The 16,168-nt window shown below is 66.7% G+C and carries 6 protein-coding genes; 4 read left to right on the forward strand and 2 right to left on the reverse strand.

Going from position 1 to position 16,168, the window contains the following annotated elements; translation table 11 throughout:
- Positions 1 to 153 precede the first annotated feature (153 nt).
- The gene (locus E0T84_RS17305) at positions 154 to 11,250 is read left to right on the forward strand and encodes a type I polyketide synthase (protein ID WP_138745056.1); all 11,097 of its coding nucleotides are present in this window, start codon (positions 154 to 156) and stop codon (positions 11,248 to 11,250) included.
- 102 nt (positions 11,251 to 11,352) lie between these two features.
- Here E0T84_RS17305 and E0T84_RS17310 read toward each other — a convergent pair whose 3' ends face one another.
- Positions 11,353 to 12,432 (reverse strand): dihydrodipicolinate reductase, encoded by a 1,080-nt coding sequence (locus E0T84_RS17310; protein WP_138745057.1) that lies wholly within the window; start codon positions 12,430 to 12,432, stop codon positions 11,353 to 11,355.
- Between the two features lie 236 nt (positions 12,433 to 12,668).
- On the opposite strand from E0T84_RS17310, the gene E0T84_RS17315 reads away from it, so the two are divergent.
- The 3 genes from E0T84_RS17315 (at position 12,669) to E0T84_RS17325 (ending at position 15,891) form a co-directional block, all read left to right on the forward strand.
- Complete coding sequence (locus E0T84_RS17315) at positions 12,669 to 14,504, forward strand: acyl-CoA dehydrogenase (protein WP_138745058.1); 1,836 nt, start codon at positions 12,669 to 12,671, stop codon at positions 14,502 to 14,504.
- Between the two features lie 143 nt (positions 14,505 to 14,647).
- Positions 14,648 to 15,280: a DUF1361 domain-containing protein gene (locus E0T84_RS17320; RefSeq protein WP_138745059.1), complete on the forward strand. Its 633-nt coding sequence runs from the start codon at positions 14,648 to 14,650 to the stop codon at positions 15,278 to 15,280.
- 119 nt (positions 15,281 to 15,399) lie between these two features.
- Entirely contained in the window at positions 15,400 to 15,891 is a 492-nt protein-coding gene (locus tag E0T84_RS17325; RefSeq protein ID WP_138745060.1) for a hypothetical protein, read from the forward strand.
- A 1-nt stretch (position 15,892) separates the two neighbouring features.
- On the opposite strand, the gene E0T84_RS17330 is transcribed toward E0T84_RS17325, so the two are convergent.
- Positions 15,893 to 16,147: a DUF4235 domain-containing protein gene (locus tag E0T84_RS17330; protein ID WP_138745086.1), complete on the reverse strand. Its 255-nt coding sequence runs from the start codon at positions 16,145 to 16,147 to the stop codon at positions 15,893 to 15,895.
- Positions 16,148 to 16,168 lie beyond the last annotated feature (21 nt).

A 16,168-nucleotide genomic window follows, 5' to 3' on the forward strand; every position in this document is an offset into this window, starting at 1 on the left:
CTGCCCACCCCACCTGAGGCCACACCCTAGGCACCACACGTCACAGGTTCGTCTGACATAGTGCGTAGTGCCGTCGGGGGGCGGACAATTTTCGCGTGCGATAAATGTCCCGCGCAGTCACCGTGTGACCGCCGATGCAAGGAGTACAACGGCATGGGAATCGCCGACCATCCGACCGAAACCACCCCTCGCTTTGCCGTAATCGGCTATGCGGCGCGTTTTCCCGGCGCTCCGGACGCCGAAGCGTTCTGGGACGTGTTGCGCGAAGGCCGCGACGCGGTCTCGGAGATACCCCAGGACCGCTGGGACGCCGACGAGTTCTTCGACCCGGAACCGGGCTCGCCCGGCAAGGTCGTCACGCGGCGCGCCGGGTTCGTCGACGACGTAACCGGGTTCGACGCACCGTTCTTCGGGATGTCGACCCGCGAGGTCCGCTTGATGGACCCTCAACATCGACTTCTGCTTGAGACTTCGTGGCGCGCCATCGAGCATTCCGGCACCGCACCAACAGCTTTGGCCGACACCAACACCGGTGTCTTCGTCGGCCTGGCCACCCACGACTACCTGGGAATGGCGTCTGACGAGCTGACGTACCCCGAGATCGAGGCCTACATGGCCATCGGGACCTCCAATGCCGCGGCAGCGGGGCGGATCAGCTATCGGTTGGGCTTGCAGGGTCCGTCGGTCGCGGTCGACACGGCGTGCAGCTCATCGCTGGTGGCAATCCACCAGGCGTGCCAGGCGCTGAGCCTTGGCGAGTGCGATCTCGCGCTGGCCGGTGGGGCGAATGTCCTGCTCACTCCGGCCACCATGATCACCTTCTCGAGCGCGCACATGCTGGCACCCGACGGCCGCTGCAAGACATTCGACGCCGCTGCCGACGGCTATGTGCGCGGCGAGGGCTGCGGCGTCATCGTCATCAAACGCCTCGACGACGCAATCCGCGACGGTGACCACATTCGAGCCGTGATTCGCGGCAGCGCCATCAACCAGGACGGCGCATCCGGCGGGCTGACCGTGCCGAACGGTGTAGCACAACAACGGGTTATCGCCGCCGCCCTGAAACGTGCGGGCGTCGAACCCAGCGAAGTCGGTTACCTGGAAGCACACGGCACCGGAACGTCACTGGGTGATCCGATCGAGGCCCAGGCCGCCGGTGCAGTGCTCGGATCCGGGCGCGACGCCGAGCGACCCCTGCTGATCGGCTCAGCGAAGACGAACATCGGGCACCTGGAAGCAGCCGCCGGGATCGCCGGCGTCATCAAGGTGATCCTGTCGCTCGAAAACGAGACGTTACCCAAGCACCTGCACTTCGAAAACCCATCGCCGCACATTCCGTGGGACCGGCTGGCAGTCGAGGTCGTCAAGGATTCGCGGCCGTGGGAACGCAACGGTCAACCGCGCATCGCAGGCGTCAGCTCGTTCGGGTTCGCCGGCACCAATGCGCACGTCATCCTCGAAGAAGCGCCCGAACCGACTCCGGTGGTCGTGCCCGAGGCGGCCGGAGTGTCCGAGGACAGGCGATTCAGCATCCTTCCGCTGTCGGCGCGCACGCCCGCGGCCCTCGTGCAGCTCGCTGACCAGTACCGCAGCTGGTTGACCGCGCACCCGGAAGCCACCTTGGCCGACGTGTGCCTGACCGCCGGAGTCGGACGAGCACACCTGGAACACCGCGCCGCGCTGGTGGTCAATTCCCGAGACGCCGCGGTCGAACTCCTCGGGGCGCTGGCAGACGACCGCCCGGCCCCCGGCCTGGTCCGCGGGGAATCTCATGACACCCCCAAGACGGCCTGGCTGTTCACCGGTCAGGGCAGCCAGTACCCCGGCATGGCCCGCGAGTTGTACGACACCGAACCCGTGTTCGCCGAAACCCTGGACCGGTGTGCGGCCGCGGTCGCCGACATGCTCGAAAAGCCTTTGCTGGACGTCATTTTCGACCTGGACAGCCCCGGTGCCGAAGAGACGTTACGGCAGACGTCCTACGCCCAGCCGGCGCTGTTTGCCCTGGAAATGGGCTTGGCGCGGCTCTGGCAGTCCTGGGGAATCGAACCGGACGTGGTGCTCGGTCACAGCGTCGGTCAGTACTCGGCGGCCTGCGTCGCGGGAGTGGTCGGCCTCGAAGACGGCGCCAAGCTGATGGCCGAACGCGGCCGCCTCTTCGGCAGCCTTCCCGCAGGTGGCCGGATGGTGGCGGTGTTCACCGCGGCCGAACGGGTCGAAAGCCTCACCGACGAGTACCCCACGCTGTCGGTGGCGGCGTACAACGGTGCCAACACCGTGCTGTCCGGACCGGTCGCGGACCTGGAGAAAACGGTGGCCGGATTGGCCGCCGACGGGATCCGGTGCGACTGGCTGGAGACCAGCCACGCATTCCACTCGGCGTTGCTCGAGCCGATCCTCGACGAGTTCGAGGCATACGCAAACCAGTTCACTTTTCAAGCACCACAACGGATTCTGATCGACAACCGCACCGGCGCCGCGCTGGGACGCAGCGTCAAGATGGATGGCGCGTACTGGCGCCGTCACGCGCGCCAACCGGTGGAGTTCGCCAAGAGCGTGCGCACCCTGGCCGATCTGAACTGCAAGGTGCTGCTGGAGATCGGTCCCCGCCCCGTGCTCACCGCAACGGCCCTCGGCGCGTGGCCCGACCCGGCCACCGCACCGCGGGTGATCGCCTCGTTGCGGCCGAACACCGCCGACCATCGGCAGATCACCGAAGCCGTGGCCGATGCATACGTGTTGGGCCACCTGCCCGAGTTCGGCGCCTTCCGGCAGCCGCACGCGCGAAAGCTCGACCTGCCGACCTACCCGTTCGAGCACCGCCAGTACTGGTACCGCGACAACCGGGAAGAGCCGAACCAGCAACAGCACGTGGCCGCCCGCACCCAGGCAGTCCGCCTTCTCGAGGACGGCCGCATCGAAGAGCTCGCGGCCCTGCTCGGTGGCGCAGGCGACGACGATCAAACCCGGGCGGTACTGACCAAGCTTGCCGCGCAGCACAATCAGCAACGCTCGACGCAGTCCATCGCGGACGACCGCTACGAGTTCCGCTGGGACAAAGCCCTCACACCGCTGTCCGGATCCGACGCCGCCGATAGCTCCTGGATCCTCATCGGCGAGGAATCCGAAGCCGTCAAACCCCTGGTCGAGGCACTCACCGCACGCGGACAGCAATACCGGATCCTCGGACTGCCGGCATCGGACACCGACGAGGAGCAGCTCGCAGACACGTTGCGCGTCGCGGCGGCAGGCGATTCGACGACGCGGATCATCCACGTCGCCGCGGTGGACTCCGACGGTGTCCCCTCGATGCGGTCGTTGCTGCGCATGCAACACCAGATCCTGGCCGGAACGCGGCGACTCTTCCGCGCGGCGGTCGCCGCTGATCTCAGGGCACCCATCTGGCTCGTCACCCGCGGAGCACAGTGCGTCACCGACGCGGACACCGTGACACCCGAGCAGAGCGCCCTGTGGGGATTCGGCCGCGCCGCGGCCCTTGAGCTTCCTCAACTGTGGGGTGGTCTGGCCGACCTGTCCGACGTCACGTCCGGCGAATGGTCCACGCTGCTCAACCGCATCACGACGGGATCCGAATCGGCGGTCAAGGAAGACCAGATCGCGCTGCGCGGTCAAGACGTCTACGTGCCCCGGCTGGTGCGACCACAGGATCTGCCGAGCGGCAAGCCGCTGGAATTGCGCGATACCGCAACCTATCTGGTGACCGGGGGGCTCGGCTCCATCGGACTCGAGGTCGCCGGCTACCTGGCCGCGCACGGTGCCAAGCAGTTGGTGCTGACCAGTCGCCGCCAGCCAAGTGAGGCCGCTCAGAAACACATCGACGCACTGTGCTCCCAGCACGGCTGCGAAATCCGGGTCGCCACGGCCGATGTCGCCGACGCCCACGACGTCGCACGCCTTCTGACCAGTGTGCGGGCTGAGCTGCCGCCGCTCGCGGGCATCGTGCACGCCGCGGGTGAGAACGGCACCACTCCGCTGAGCGAGCTCGACGACGCCGAGGTGGACCGGGTCTTCGCCGGGAAGGTCTGGGGCGCCTGGCATCTGAGTGAAGCCACGGCCGACGACAACCTCGATTTCTTCATCAGCACGTCCTCGATCGCATCGGTGTGGGGCGGGTTCGGTCAGACCGCGTACAGCGCGGCGAACGCGTTCCTGGACGGGCTGGCCTGGCGCCTGCGCAATCAGGGCATCGCCGGCACCAGCGTCAACTTCGGTCCCTGGTCGGCAGGTATGGCCGACGCGGAATCCCGCGCCCGGCTCGAGCAACGCGGAATCAAGCCGTTGTCGCCGTCCGACGCGCTGGCCGGCCTGGCCGATGTGGTGGCGGCCTCTTCGGCGCACGGCCCCGCGCAGGGAGTGATCGCGCGTATCGACTGGCCCCGATTCCTGCCGCTGTTCCAGCAGGCGGGCCGGCGGGGATTCCTGGCAGAGCTGGAAGGTGAACTGCCCGCCCAGTCGGGCACGGCGTCGCCGGTCACCGCATCCGGCAAGACCAAGCTGGTCGAGCAGCTCACGAATGCCCCGGTGCAGCAACGTAAGAAGCTCCTGACGGATTACCTGCGCGACTCCGTCGCCGAAGTGACCCGCGTCGATGCCGGCGAAATCCGTGAGGACGCCGGGTTCTTCGACCTGGGCATGGACTCACTGATGGCCGTCGAACTGCGCCGCCGCATGGAACAGGGTGTGGGCAAGGAAATCCCGGTCACCGTGGTGATGGACCATCCCCGGATATCCGACGTGGCCGATTACCTGCTCGGCGAGGTACTCGGACTGGCCGAGCAGAAGTCCGACCCGACAACCGCATCGGTGGCCGCGACGCGCACCGACGACCCGATCGCCGTGGTCGCGGTGTCGTGCCGGTTCCCCGGCGCACCGAACCCCGAAGCGTTCTGGGACGTGCTGTCCGGCGGCGTCGACGCGATCCGGGAAGTGCCGGAGGAACGCTTCGACATCGACGAGTTCTTCGACCCGGACCCCGACGCTCCCGGGAAGACCTACACGCGCCACGGCGGGTTCCTCGACGGCATCGACGGATTCGATCCTGAGTTCTTCGGCATCTCTCCGCGCGAGGCAGTTTGGATCGAACCGCAGCAGCGACTGGTCCTCGAAACGGTGTGGGAAGGCCTGGAAAGAGCCGGGCATTCACCTGAGCGCCTACGCGGCAGCCGAACCGGTGTGTTCGTGGGTGTGGCCGCCAACGAGTACGCGCACCTGCTGTCAGCAGAGCCGATCGACAAGATCGAGCCGCACTTCATCACCGGCAACGCGCTCAACGCCGTTTCGGGCCGCGTCGCCTTCGCGCTCGGGCTCGAGGGGCCCGCGGTGGCAGTCGACACCGCGTGCAGCTCGGCGTTGGTCGCCGTCCACCAGGCCTGCCAGGCACTGCAATCCGGCGATTGCGACATGGCAGTGGCAGGCGGCGTGAACGTCCTGCTGTCTCCGGTGACCGTGGTCGCCGCGTCCCGCGCCCGGATGCTCTCGCCGGTCGGGCGGTGCAAGACGTTCGACGCGTCCGCCGACGGCTACGTCCGCAGTGAAGGCTGCGGAATCCTGGTCCTCAAGCGGCTGAGCGACGCGCAGCGCGACGGCGATCGGATCTGCGCGGTCATCCCGGGCAGCGGGGTCAACCAGGACGGCGCTTCGAGCGGCCTGACCGTGCCCAATGGCGGTGCCCAGCAACGCCTCATCGGTACCGTGCTGGCCCGGGCCGGCCTGAACGGAGGCGATGTCGATTACCTCGAGGCACACGGAACCGGGACCCCGCTGGGTGATCCCATCGAGGTGCAGGCGGCCGCGGCTGCCTACGGCGGCTCGCGTGATGCCGGCCGGCCCTTGCTGATGGGGTCGGTGAAGACCAACATCGGCCACACCGAGTCGGCCTCCGGGGCAGCCGGCCTGATCAAGGTGGTGCTGTCGCTGCAGCACGAAACTCTGCCGCAGAGCCTGCATTTCGAGAATCCGTCACCGCACATCCCGTGGGATTCGCTGCCCGTACAGGTGGTGGACAAAGCGATGCCGTGGCAGGCCAACGGCCGGCCCCGACGTGCCGGCGTGAGCTCCTTCGGATTCACCGGGACCAACGCCCACGTGCTGGTCGAAGAGGCCCCGTCACCGGCGCCCGAGGCCGCGCCCGCCGATGAGCACCAGACCGGCGGGGATCGCGCCGAGGGAGCGGCACCGGAAAACAACGGTGCGGCAACGGAAAAACAGCCCAAGCAGGTAGAGGTGCTGGCCCTGTCCGCCCGGTCGCCCGAAGCGCTGGCGACATTGGCCCAGCGGTACGAAACCTGGCTGGGCAACCATCCCGACGCAGATCTCGCCGACCTGTGCCTCACTGCCGGGACGGGCCGTTCGCACTTCGAACATCGCGCCGCTCTGGTCGTGGATTCGGTCGCCGAGGCCCGTGCAGGGCTGGCCGAACTGGCCGAGAACCGGCTGCGGCACGGTGTGGTACGGGGCGAGCGCCCGCATCACCCGATGACGGCGTGGCTGTTCACCGGGCAGGGCAGCCAGTACGCCGGCATGGCGCGTGAGTTGTTCGACGCCGAACCCGTTTTCGCCGAAACGGTCCGCCGTTGCGCGGACGCGGTCAACGACATCTTGCCGCAGCCACTGCTCGACGTGCTGCTGGCCGACAATCGCGAAACCGGAGGCAAGGCTGCAGAAACACTGCGGCACACCTCATTTGCACAGCCGGCGATCTTCGCCGTGGAAATGGGCCTGGCCCGGCTGTGGCAGTCCTGGGGGATCGAACCCGATGTCGTGCTCGGGCACAGTGTCGGCCAGTACGCCGCGGCATGCGTTGCCGGGGTGTTCAGCCTCGAAGACGGCGCCCGTCTGATGGCCGAGCGCGGACGACTGTTCGGCAGCCTGCCCGAAGGTGGGCGCATGGTGGCGGTATTCGCCGACCCCAAGCACGTCGAACAGATCGCCGGTGGATTTCCGCGGGTCTCGGTGGGCGCCTACAACGGGCCCAACACCGTGCTGTCGGGGCCGGGTGACGACCTCGAACAGATCGTCGAGAAGTTCGAGGAGGACGGGGTCCGGTGCACCTGGCTGGAGACCAGCCACGCGTTCCACTCCGAACTGCTCGATCCGGTGCTCGACGAATTCGAGGCCTACGCAGGGCAGTTGCAGTTCGCGAAACCCACGATGCCGCTGGTCTGCAACCGCACCGGCACCGTGCTCACCGCCCAGACCCCACTCGACGCCCAGTACTGGCGCAGGCATTCCCGCCAGCCGGTGCAGTTCGCCGAGAGCGTGCGCACAGTGGCCGCGCTGGGCTGCTCGATTCTGATGGAGATCGGTCCGCAACCGGTGCTGACCGGAGCCGCGGTACAGGTCTGGCCGGAACACTTGGCGGCGCCGCGTGCGATCGTCTCCATGCGGAAGGGTGTCTCTGATCGGCGGCAGATCGCCGACGCACTGGCCTCGGCCTACGTCGGCGGTCACCGGCCCGATTTCGGCGCCCTGCATCGCGGGCCCAGGCGGCGACTCGAGTTGCCGACCTACCCGTTCCAGCGACGTCGCTTCTGGCCCAAGGGCACCGGAATCACCGCTGATGTCAACGGTGCCGTGGGATCGGGGATCCTCGGCAGTGGAAAGGACCTCGCCTCCGGCGATTCGGTCTACACCAGCCGGTTGTCGGTCAAATCGCAGCCCTGGTTGTCCGACCACGTCATCTACGGCACCGTGGTGGTCCCCGGAGCGACATACGCCGCGATGGCGCTGGCCGCGGTCGGTACCCCCGCGCATGCCAAGGATGTCTTCTTCTACGAGCCGATCATCCTGCCCGAGAAGAGTTCTCGCGAGGTGCAATTGACGTTGCACCCGCTGGACGAGGGTGACGGCTGGAAGTTCCAGGTACACAGCCGCCCGTACGGGGAGCGTGGCGCCGATTGGTCATTGAATGCCGAAGGCACGGTGCTCGCCGGGCTCTCCGAAGAGCAGGCCCCCGATGAGTCGGATCCGGTCGACGAAGCGATCGAGCGCCTCGAACGCATGCGTCCGCAGGAGTTGTTCGAGACCTTCGCCGATCTGGAACTGGCCTGGGGTCCGACGTGGTCCGGTTCGCTGAAGTCGTTGTGGCTCGGCGAAGGCGAGGCGATCGGCGACATCCTGGTCGGCGAGGAACTCGCCGAACAACTCGGCACCGAGCCGATGCACCCGGTCCTGATGGACTTGTGCACCGGTGTCGCCTTCCCCGCGTTCCCCGCGCTTCTGGCGGCTGAGCAGGGCGTGAATGACCTGTTCCTGCCGCTGCGGTACGGGCAGGTGACGTTGAAGGAGAAGATGCCGCGGCGCTTCTACTGCCGTGCCCGGTGGCATGAGAGCGCCCTGGACAGCGAGACCCAGGTCTTCGATCTCGATTACCTCGACCGCGATGGCCGGTATCTCGGCGGCGTGCGTGACTTCACCGTCAAGCGCGCGCCTCGCGAAGCACTGCTGCGCGGACTCGGCGGCGACGCCACCCGCCTGCTGTACACCCTGGGCTGGCACGAGGTTCCGGTACCGCCGGCTGCCGAGGACGCAGCCGAAAACGCCAGCGGCACCTGGTTGATCGCCGGATTCGACGAACTGGCCGCCAAGGTTCCGGGCTGCATCCCGTTCGACCACAGCACCGATCCAGAACTCCTCGGGCAGGTGCTGACCCAGGCCAAGGAACGCGGTCTGCCGTTCTCCGGTGTTATCTGGCGGGCCACCGCAGCGGGTGCAGAGGAATCGAGCGCGGACCGCCAGGCCCGGCTCGAGACCGAGATCGCCAATCTGCTCAGCGCGGTGCACACCGTGCAGGGCGGAGAGGTGAAATTGCCCGGCGGTCTGTGGATCGTCACCGAGCGGGCCGTGGCCACCGAATCCGGGGAACCGGTCGACCCGGTGCAAGCGGCCCTGTGGGGATTCGGCCGCACCACGATCAACGAGGAACCGGCGCTGCGCGCCAAGCTCGTCGACACCGACGGGTCTGGTGAAGCCGTGCAGGCACTCGCGAATCTGTTGGTGACGCCGGTCGAAGAGCCGGAAATCGCAGTGCGGCAAGGCAAGCTGTTGGCTTCCCGGCTACTGCCCTGGGCCCGTAGCGGCCATCTCACGGTGCCTCGCGGAAACGATTACGTCCTGGCCCCCACCGAGCGCGGCGCGATCGACAATCTGCGAATCACCGAGAAAGAGGTGCCCGCACCGGACGAGGGCTACGTGCAGGTTCGGGTGGAGGCCGCGGGGCTCAACTTCCGCGACGTGCTCAACGTCCTGGGCCTCTACCCGGGCGACCCCGGGCCGATCGGCGGTGACTTCGCCGGTGTCGTCACGCAATTGGGTGAGGGCGTCACCGGAGTCGAAGTGGGCCAGCGCGTCTACGGCTCCATGCAGGGCGCGTTCTCCAGCAGGTTCAACGTGCCGGCCCAGTTCCTGGCGCCGATCCCGGACGGCGTCAGCGCGGTCGAGGCCGCCACGATTCCCGCTGCGGCCCTGACGGTCCGCCTGTCCTTCGACTGGGCGCAGCTCAAGCCTGGCGACAAGGTGCTCATCCACGCCGCGAGTGGCGGTGTCGGCCTGGCGGCCGTCCAGATGGCACAGCAGTGCGGCGCTGAGGTCTACGCGACGGCCAGCACCTTCAAGCGCGCGACGTTGCGCAACCTGGGTGTGAAGTACGTTTACGACTCGCGGACAACGGACTTCGCCGACCAGATCTTGGCCGACACCGACGGTGCCGGCGTGGATGTGGTGCTGAACTCCCTGACCAGCGAAGGGTTCATCGAAGCGACGCTGAAGGCCACTGCCCGCAACGGCCGCTTCGCCGAGATCGCCAAGCGTGACATCTGGTCAGCCGAGCAGATGGCCGAGGCCCGGCCCGACGTCTCCTACGAGATCGTCGCGCTGGACACCGTGATGTTCACCGAGCCGGATCGCATCCGCGACCTGCTCACCGAGGTCTCGGACGGATTGGCCAAGGGGGTGTGGAAACCGCTGCCCGCGGAGATCTACCCGCTGACCGAGGCCCGGACGGCCTTCCGGCGGATGCAGCAGGCCCGGCACATCGGCAAGATCGTCTGCCAGCTACCGAATCCGCTTGCACCGCAGCCGGACCGGACCTACCTCATCACAGGCGGGCTCGGGGCGATCGGTCTACACACCGCGTCGTATCTGGCCCAGCGAGGTGCCGGAGACATCGTGTTGACCAGCCGTCGTGCCCCCGATGCGGATGCACAACGGTTGATCGACGAGATCACCGAGCGCAACAAGACCCGCATCCACGTGTTCACCGCCGATGTGGGTGAAGAGGCCGAGGTGGCGAAGCTCTTGGAACGGATCCGCGCGGAATTGCCACCACTTGCCGGTATCGCGCACCTGGCCGGCGTGCTCGATGATGCGCTCCTCGGCCAGCAGAGTGTGGAACGGTTCCGGACGACGTTGGCGGCCAAGGCCTTCGGCGCCGCATATCTGGACCGGCTGACCAAGGATGACGATCTGGACTTCTTCATCGTGTCCTCGTCGGTGTCGAGCTTGTTCGGTTCACCGGGTCAGTCCAACTATGCGACGGCCAACGCGTTGCTCGACGGTCTGATCGCGCAACGTAGGGCACACGGCCTGCCCGCCACGGGTATCAACTTCGGCCCGTGGGGTCAGGGCGGTATGGCGTCCTCGGAGGCGGCGACTGCGAACATCAGTGCCCAGGGCCTGATTCCGCTGGAGCCTTCGGCGGCGCTGGCCGCGCTGGGCGAGGTCGTCGCCAACGGCACCGGCCAGGCCACCGTCCTCAAGGCGAACTGGCAGCGGGCCGCGAAGGTGCTGGGCAGCCAGCGGCCGCCGATCCTCGATCTGGTGTTGCCGAGTGCGGTCGGCGAGGTCGTCGGCGACAGCGAGGTGCTCAAGCAACTGCTCGAGATCCCCGTGCCGCAGCGTGCCGGGTTCGTCACCGAGTTCTTGCAGAAGGAAGTGCAGAACTTCCTGCGGCTCGCTTCACCGCCCGCCGCGACCAGCCGCTTCCTGGATCTCGGCACGGACTCGCTGATGGCGATCGAACTTCGCAATCGGCTGCACAGTCAGTTCGGTGGCAAGTTCACGCTCAATGCGACCGCGGTGTTCGATTACCCCACCATCGGTGGGCTGGCCGAGTACCTCGTCGCCCAGTTGCCCGACGCGGAACCTGCCGAGGCATCTACAGAGGCATCGGCGGAAGCACCGGCCGAGCCCGCTGAGGCACCGGCCGAGCCCGCTGAGGCGGCTGCGGACTAACCCCCGCGAGCAGCAGACGCAAATTGTCCCCGACACGCTCAGCGTGTCGGGGACATTTGCTGGGACCCGCCCGCTTGCGGGGGACTGGTCAGCGGAAGAAGGTCAGATCCAGCGGGTGGCCTCGACCTCGGGCGGCAGCGGCGGGTGCAGCGGCACGTCGAGGCCGTCGTAGATGCCGGGCTTCTGGGTGGCCAGCCAATCGATCGCGCCCAAGAGTCGGTTGGCCGCCGTGGTGTTGCCGCCGTCAGCGCGGGTGCCGCCCGGCACGTCGGCACGGACCACGATGCTCAGCTGCGGATCGCCGTCGACGATCACCCGGTGGTCGCCGACGCCCTGGTCGGGCTGTGGCCAGTCCGGGGCACAGCCGGGATCGATGCGGGTGATGTGTTCGATGATGACGCGCTCGACGCCGCCGGCCCATCCGATGACCTGAAGCCGGAACGCACCCTGCGTGCCGGCCTCGAAGTGTCCGAGCACGTTGTCGACGGACTCGGTCAGCGGGAGCCGTTCGACCGTCTCGGTGATGTCGTCGATCTCCAGACCCAGCCCGCGGCCGATCAGCCGTACGTTGCCGCCCCACACCATGGTCGGGATCGAGGGCAACAGCATCATCGGCGTCTCGTCCATCGACCCACCGAAACCACAGAGCACGCGCACCGCGTGCGGCTGGTCATAGGTGGAGTAGTCGAAGATCTCCTGGCACCGGATGGTCTTGATCCGGGTACACAGCCCGGCCGCGATCACGGCCAGCGCGTCATTGCCCCAACCCGGGTCGACACCACTGACCAAGAGCGCGGAGTTGCCCGCCACCGCCGCGTCGGTGAGCCGCTCTACCCACTCCGCCGGAGCCGAGGCCGGGTCGTAGAGGGAATACAGCGAGGGCGTCACCACTTGCTTGCCGGCCCGCAGGCACCGCTCGATCTCGGCGATGGCTTCCTCCGGCCGAATGTCGCCGGAGGACATGTAGGCGACGGCGTCGCACTCGGCCAGGGCCGCGTCGACGTCCGTCGTGGCATTGACCCCGGTCAGCTCGTCCAGCTTGGCGAACATCGCGGCATCACGACCGGCCTTGTCCTCTGACGAGGTGATGACTGCCGCCAATTCCAGCCCGGGAAACGCCCTGGCCGATCTGATGGCCGTCGCCCCCATGTTTCCCGTACCCCACACCGCGATTCGACGCATCCGCCCACCCTAATGGCGATATTCGTGAGGATCGTCACAATGTGACGAAACCGCAGTTCAGGGCGATTTCGATGGTGCGGTACATAGGTCGATCAACCGCTGGGTTGGTTAGCTCCCAGAAATTGCTCAGAGTTTCTTTGCGTTGAAGTTACTGAACGGTATAGTTGGCCGCAGTTACTGGTGGGTAACTTATCCGAAGTACCCAACCTCAGGTGGCATTCTCACAAGGAGGAAAAGTGAGCCACTACAAGAGCAATGTCCGTGACCAGGTCTTTAACCTGTTCGACGTCTTCGGCCTGGACAAGGCCCTCGGGTCCGGTGACTACACCGACCTGGACGCCGATACGGCCCGCGAGATGCTCAATGAGATGGCTCGCCTGGCCGAGGGCCCGATCGGCGACTCGTTCACCGATGGTGACCGCAACCCGCCGGTGTTCGATCCCAAGACCCACACCGTCACCCTGCCCGAGCCCTTCAAGAAGTCGGTGCGCGCGGCGATCGACGGCGGCTGGGACAAGGTCGGCCTCTACGAAGAACTCGGCGGCGTGCCCGCCCCCAAGGCTCTGCTGTGGGCCCTCAACGAGCACATCCTCGGCGCCAACCCCGCCGTGTGGATGTACGCCGGCGGTGCCGCATTCGCGCAGATCTTCTACGACAACGCGACTGAAGAGCAGAAGAAGTGGGCCGTCCTGGCCTCCGAGCGCGGCTGGGGCGCCACCATGGTGCTCACCGAGCCCGACGCCGGTTCCGACGTGGGCGCCGGCCGCACCAAGGCTGTCCAGCAGGAGGACGGCTCCTGGCACATCGACGGCGTGAAGCGGTTCATCACCTCCGCCGACTCCGATGACCTGTTCGAGAACATCTTCCACCTGGTGCTGGCCCGCCCCGAGGGCGCAGGCCCGGGCACCAAGGGCCTGTCGCTGTTCTTCGTACCGAAGTTCCTCTTCGACTTCGAGACCGGCGAGCTGGGCGAGCGCAACGGCGTGTACGTCACCAACGTCGAGCACAAGATGGGCCTGAAGGTTTCGGCCACCTGTGAGCTGACCTTCGGCCAGCACGACAAGCCTGCCAAGGGCTGGCTGGTCGGCGAGGTCCACAACGGCATCGCGCAGATGTTCGACGTGATCGAGCAGGCCCGAATGATGGTGGGCACCAAGGCCATCGCCACCCTGTCGACCGGTTACCTGAACGCTCTGGAATACGCCAAGGAGCGCGTGCAGGGTGCCGACCTGACCCAGATGATGGACAAGACCGCCCCGCGCGTCACCATCACGCATCACCCCGACGTGCGTCGCAGCCTGATGACGCAGAAGTCCTACGCCGAGGGCATGCGCGCGCTGTACCTGTACACCGCGACCTTCCAGGACAAGGACGTCGCCAAGACGCTGCACAGTGTCGAGCCCGAGCTCGCGCACAAGGTCAACGACCTGCTGCTGCCGGTGGTCAAGGGCTTCGGCTCGGAGCAGGCCTACGCCAAGCTGACCGAGAGCCTGCAGACCCTGGGCGGTTCCGGCTTCCTGCAGGACTACCCGATCGAGCAGTACATCCGCGACGCCAAGATCGACTCGCTCTACGAGGGCACCACCGCCATCCAGGCGCAGGACTTCTTCTTCCGCAAGATCGTCCGCGACAAGGGTCAGGCGCTGGCGTTCGTTGCCGGTGAGATCGAGCAGTTCATCAAGAACGAGACCGGCAACGGCCGCCTCAAGACCGAGCGCGAGTTGCTCGGCACGGCACTGGCCGATGTCCAGGGCATGGCCGCCAGCCTGACCGGCTACCTGATGGCCGCGCAGGAAGATTCCGCCAGCATCTACAAGGTGGGTCTCGGTTCGGTCCGGTTCCTGCTGTCGGTCGGCGACCTGCTGCTCGGCTGGCTGCTGGCCCGCCAGGCCTCGGTGGCCATCGAGAAGCTCGACGCCGGCGCCACCGGCGATGACCGCACCTACCTCGAGGGCAAGATCGCCGCTGCATCGTTCTTCGCCAAGAACATGCTGCCGCTGCTCACCAGCACCCGTCAGGTCATCGAGACCCTCGACAACGAGGTGATGGAGCTCGACGAGGCTGCGTTCTAAAAAGCCGTACACCAATGAGGCCCTGGGTTCGCCCAGGGCCTCATTGCGTTATGCGCCCACTGTCGGCCTGTGTGCCCGATTAGCCAAATCATGGAACACAAGCCAACATTCAGCTGACAAACCCGACCAGGCACACTGGTCGCATGACCGAAGCCCGTGGCATCCTGCTGGTCGTCTCCCTGATGGCGACGACGGCGCTGACCCTCGCCCTGGGGATCACCGATCCGGCCGCACCGATGTCGTACCCCACCAAGTTCCTGGTGTGGAATCTCGTGCTGGCCTGGATCCCGATGGTGTTCGCGATCGCCTTCGATCTGGTCGAGCGCCGGCTGTGGCTGCTGCCGCTGGGTGCGGTCTGGCTGGCCTTCCTGCCCAACGCGCCGTATTTGGTCACCGATCTGGTGCACCTCGGTGAGGGCTACGAACTGTGGCGCCATGTGTTGCAGTACGGGTTCGCCGCGTGGACCGGGATCCTGCTGGGAGTGGTGTCACTCCTACTCGTGCATCGCCGCCTGGACGACGAGTTCGGTCCGGTCTGGGGCTGGCTGGTGGCCGTGATGTCGGTGGCGCTGTGCGCGGTCGGCGTGGTGATCGGACGGTTCCAGCGGTGGAACTCCTGGGACTTGGTGACGCGTCCGGATGCAGTGATGGCGGCGACGTTCGAATGGGTGCGCTCACCGCTGTCGTATGTGCAATCGACGGGGGTGGCGATAGCGGTGGCAGCCTTCTTCGGGCTGGCGTATCTGACAGTCTGGGCGCTCAACGGCCTGCGCTGAGGCGAACGGTGTTCTGATCGTTATCAAGGTTTACCCCGTTCGTCACACGGGTAACTCCAGTAACAGCGCCGCACGCCCGCGGCCGCACTGAAAAAGAAAGAGACGAATGGAACATCACCATGAACACCGTCCTATATTTCAGCGTCAATGGCGCCATCTATGAAACCCGGGCCTACACCACCGCCGACATCGACCAACTCGTCCACGACCACGGGCTGCACTGCCTGACCTCCGCCGATCGGCAATTCGACTTCTGGTTCAGCCCCTCCACCCATTCGTGCCAGCGACACGTGAACCGTCAGGCAACCGAACTTCTGCTGGCCACAACATCTTTCACTCCCAAATCGGTGCCATTGCTGCGCGGCTGCGTCGTCGTCGCCACCCACGACACCGACGGTGAGCTCGACGGACTGAGCTGGCAGCAACTGGAACTCCTCGCCCACCGCGGCCGCTCGCTGACCACCCAGCAAAAGCGCGCACTCAACCGGCACATCAGCCGGGTCGAAGGGCGCCGAAACGACGCGCTCGCCACCCACGCGCGCTGCGACGGGTCACACCACGTCACCCTCAGCCGTGTTCGCGCAACCGGCCGTCGGGCCTGGGCTGATTGAGCTACACCGGCGACTCGTGGGCCAGTGCCCGGTAGCCCTTGGCGCCTGCCCGGTCGACCGCGGCTCGGACCAACCCGAACACCAGCCCCTGTATGGCGGCCGCAGTCAACGCCTTTGCGGTCGACCGCTCCAGATCTTTGGGATCGGGCGGCTCCATATTGGGCTCGTCGATGCGCTTCCAGATCTGGGCGAACAACGCGCTGGCCAGCAGACCCCCGCCCACACTCATCGCCATGGACAACGGCAGGTACATCATCTTCGCGCGTCGGCTCACGGG

Origin of the sequence: Mycobacterium sp. DBP42, assembly GCF_005924235.1 — a bacterium.
GTDB lineage: Bacteria > Actinomycetota > Actinomycetes > Mycobacteriales > Mycobacteriaceae > Mycobacterium > Mycobacterium syngnathidarum.

Coding starts and splice junctions, on each gene's coding strand:
- E0T84_RS17320 (WP_138745059.1), top strand. CDS start 14,648: ATGACCGAAGCCCGTGGCATCCTGCTGGTCGTCTCCCTGATGGCGACG.
- E0T84_RS17305 (WP_138745056.1), top strand. CDS start 154: ATGGGAATCGCCGACCATCCGACCGAAACCACCCCTCGCTTTGCCGTA.
- E0T84_RS17330 (WP_138745086.1), bottom strand. CDS start 16,147: ATGATGTACCTGCCGTTGTCCATGGCGATGAGTGTGGGCGGGGGTCTG.
- E0T84_RS17310 (WP_138745057.1), bottom strand. CDS start 12,432: ATGCGTCGAATCGCGGTGTGGGGTACGGGAAACATGGGGGCGACGGCC.
- E0T84_RS17325 (WP_138745060.1), top strand. CDS start 15,400: ATGAACACCGTCCTATATTTCAGCGTCAATGGCGCCATCTATGAAACC.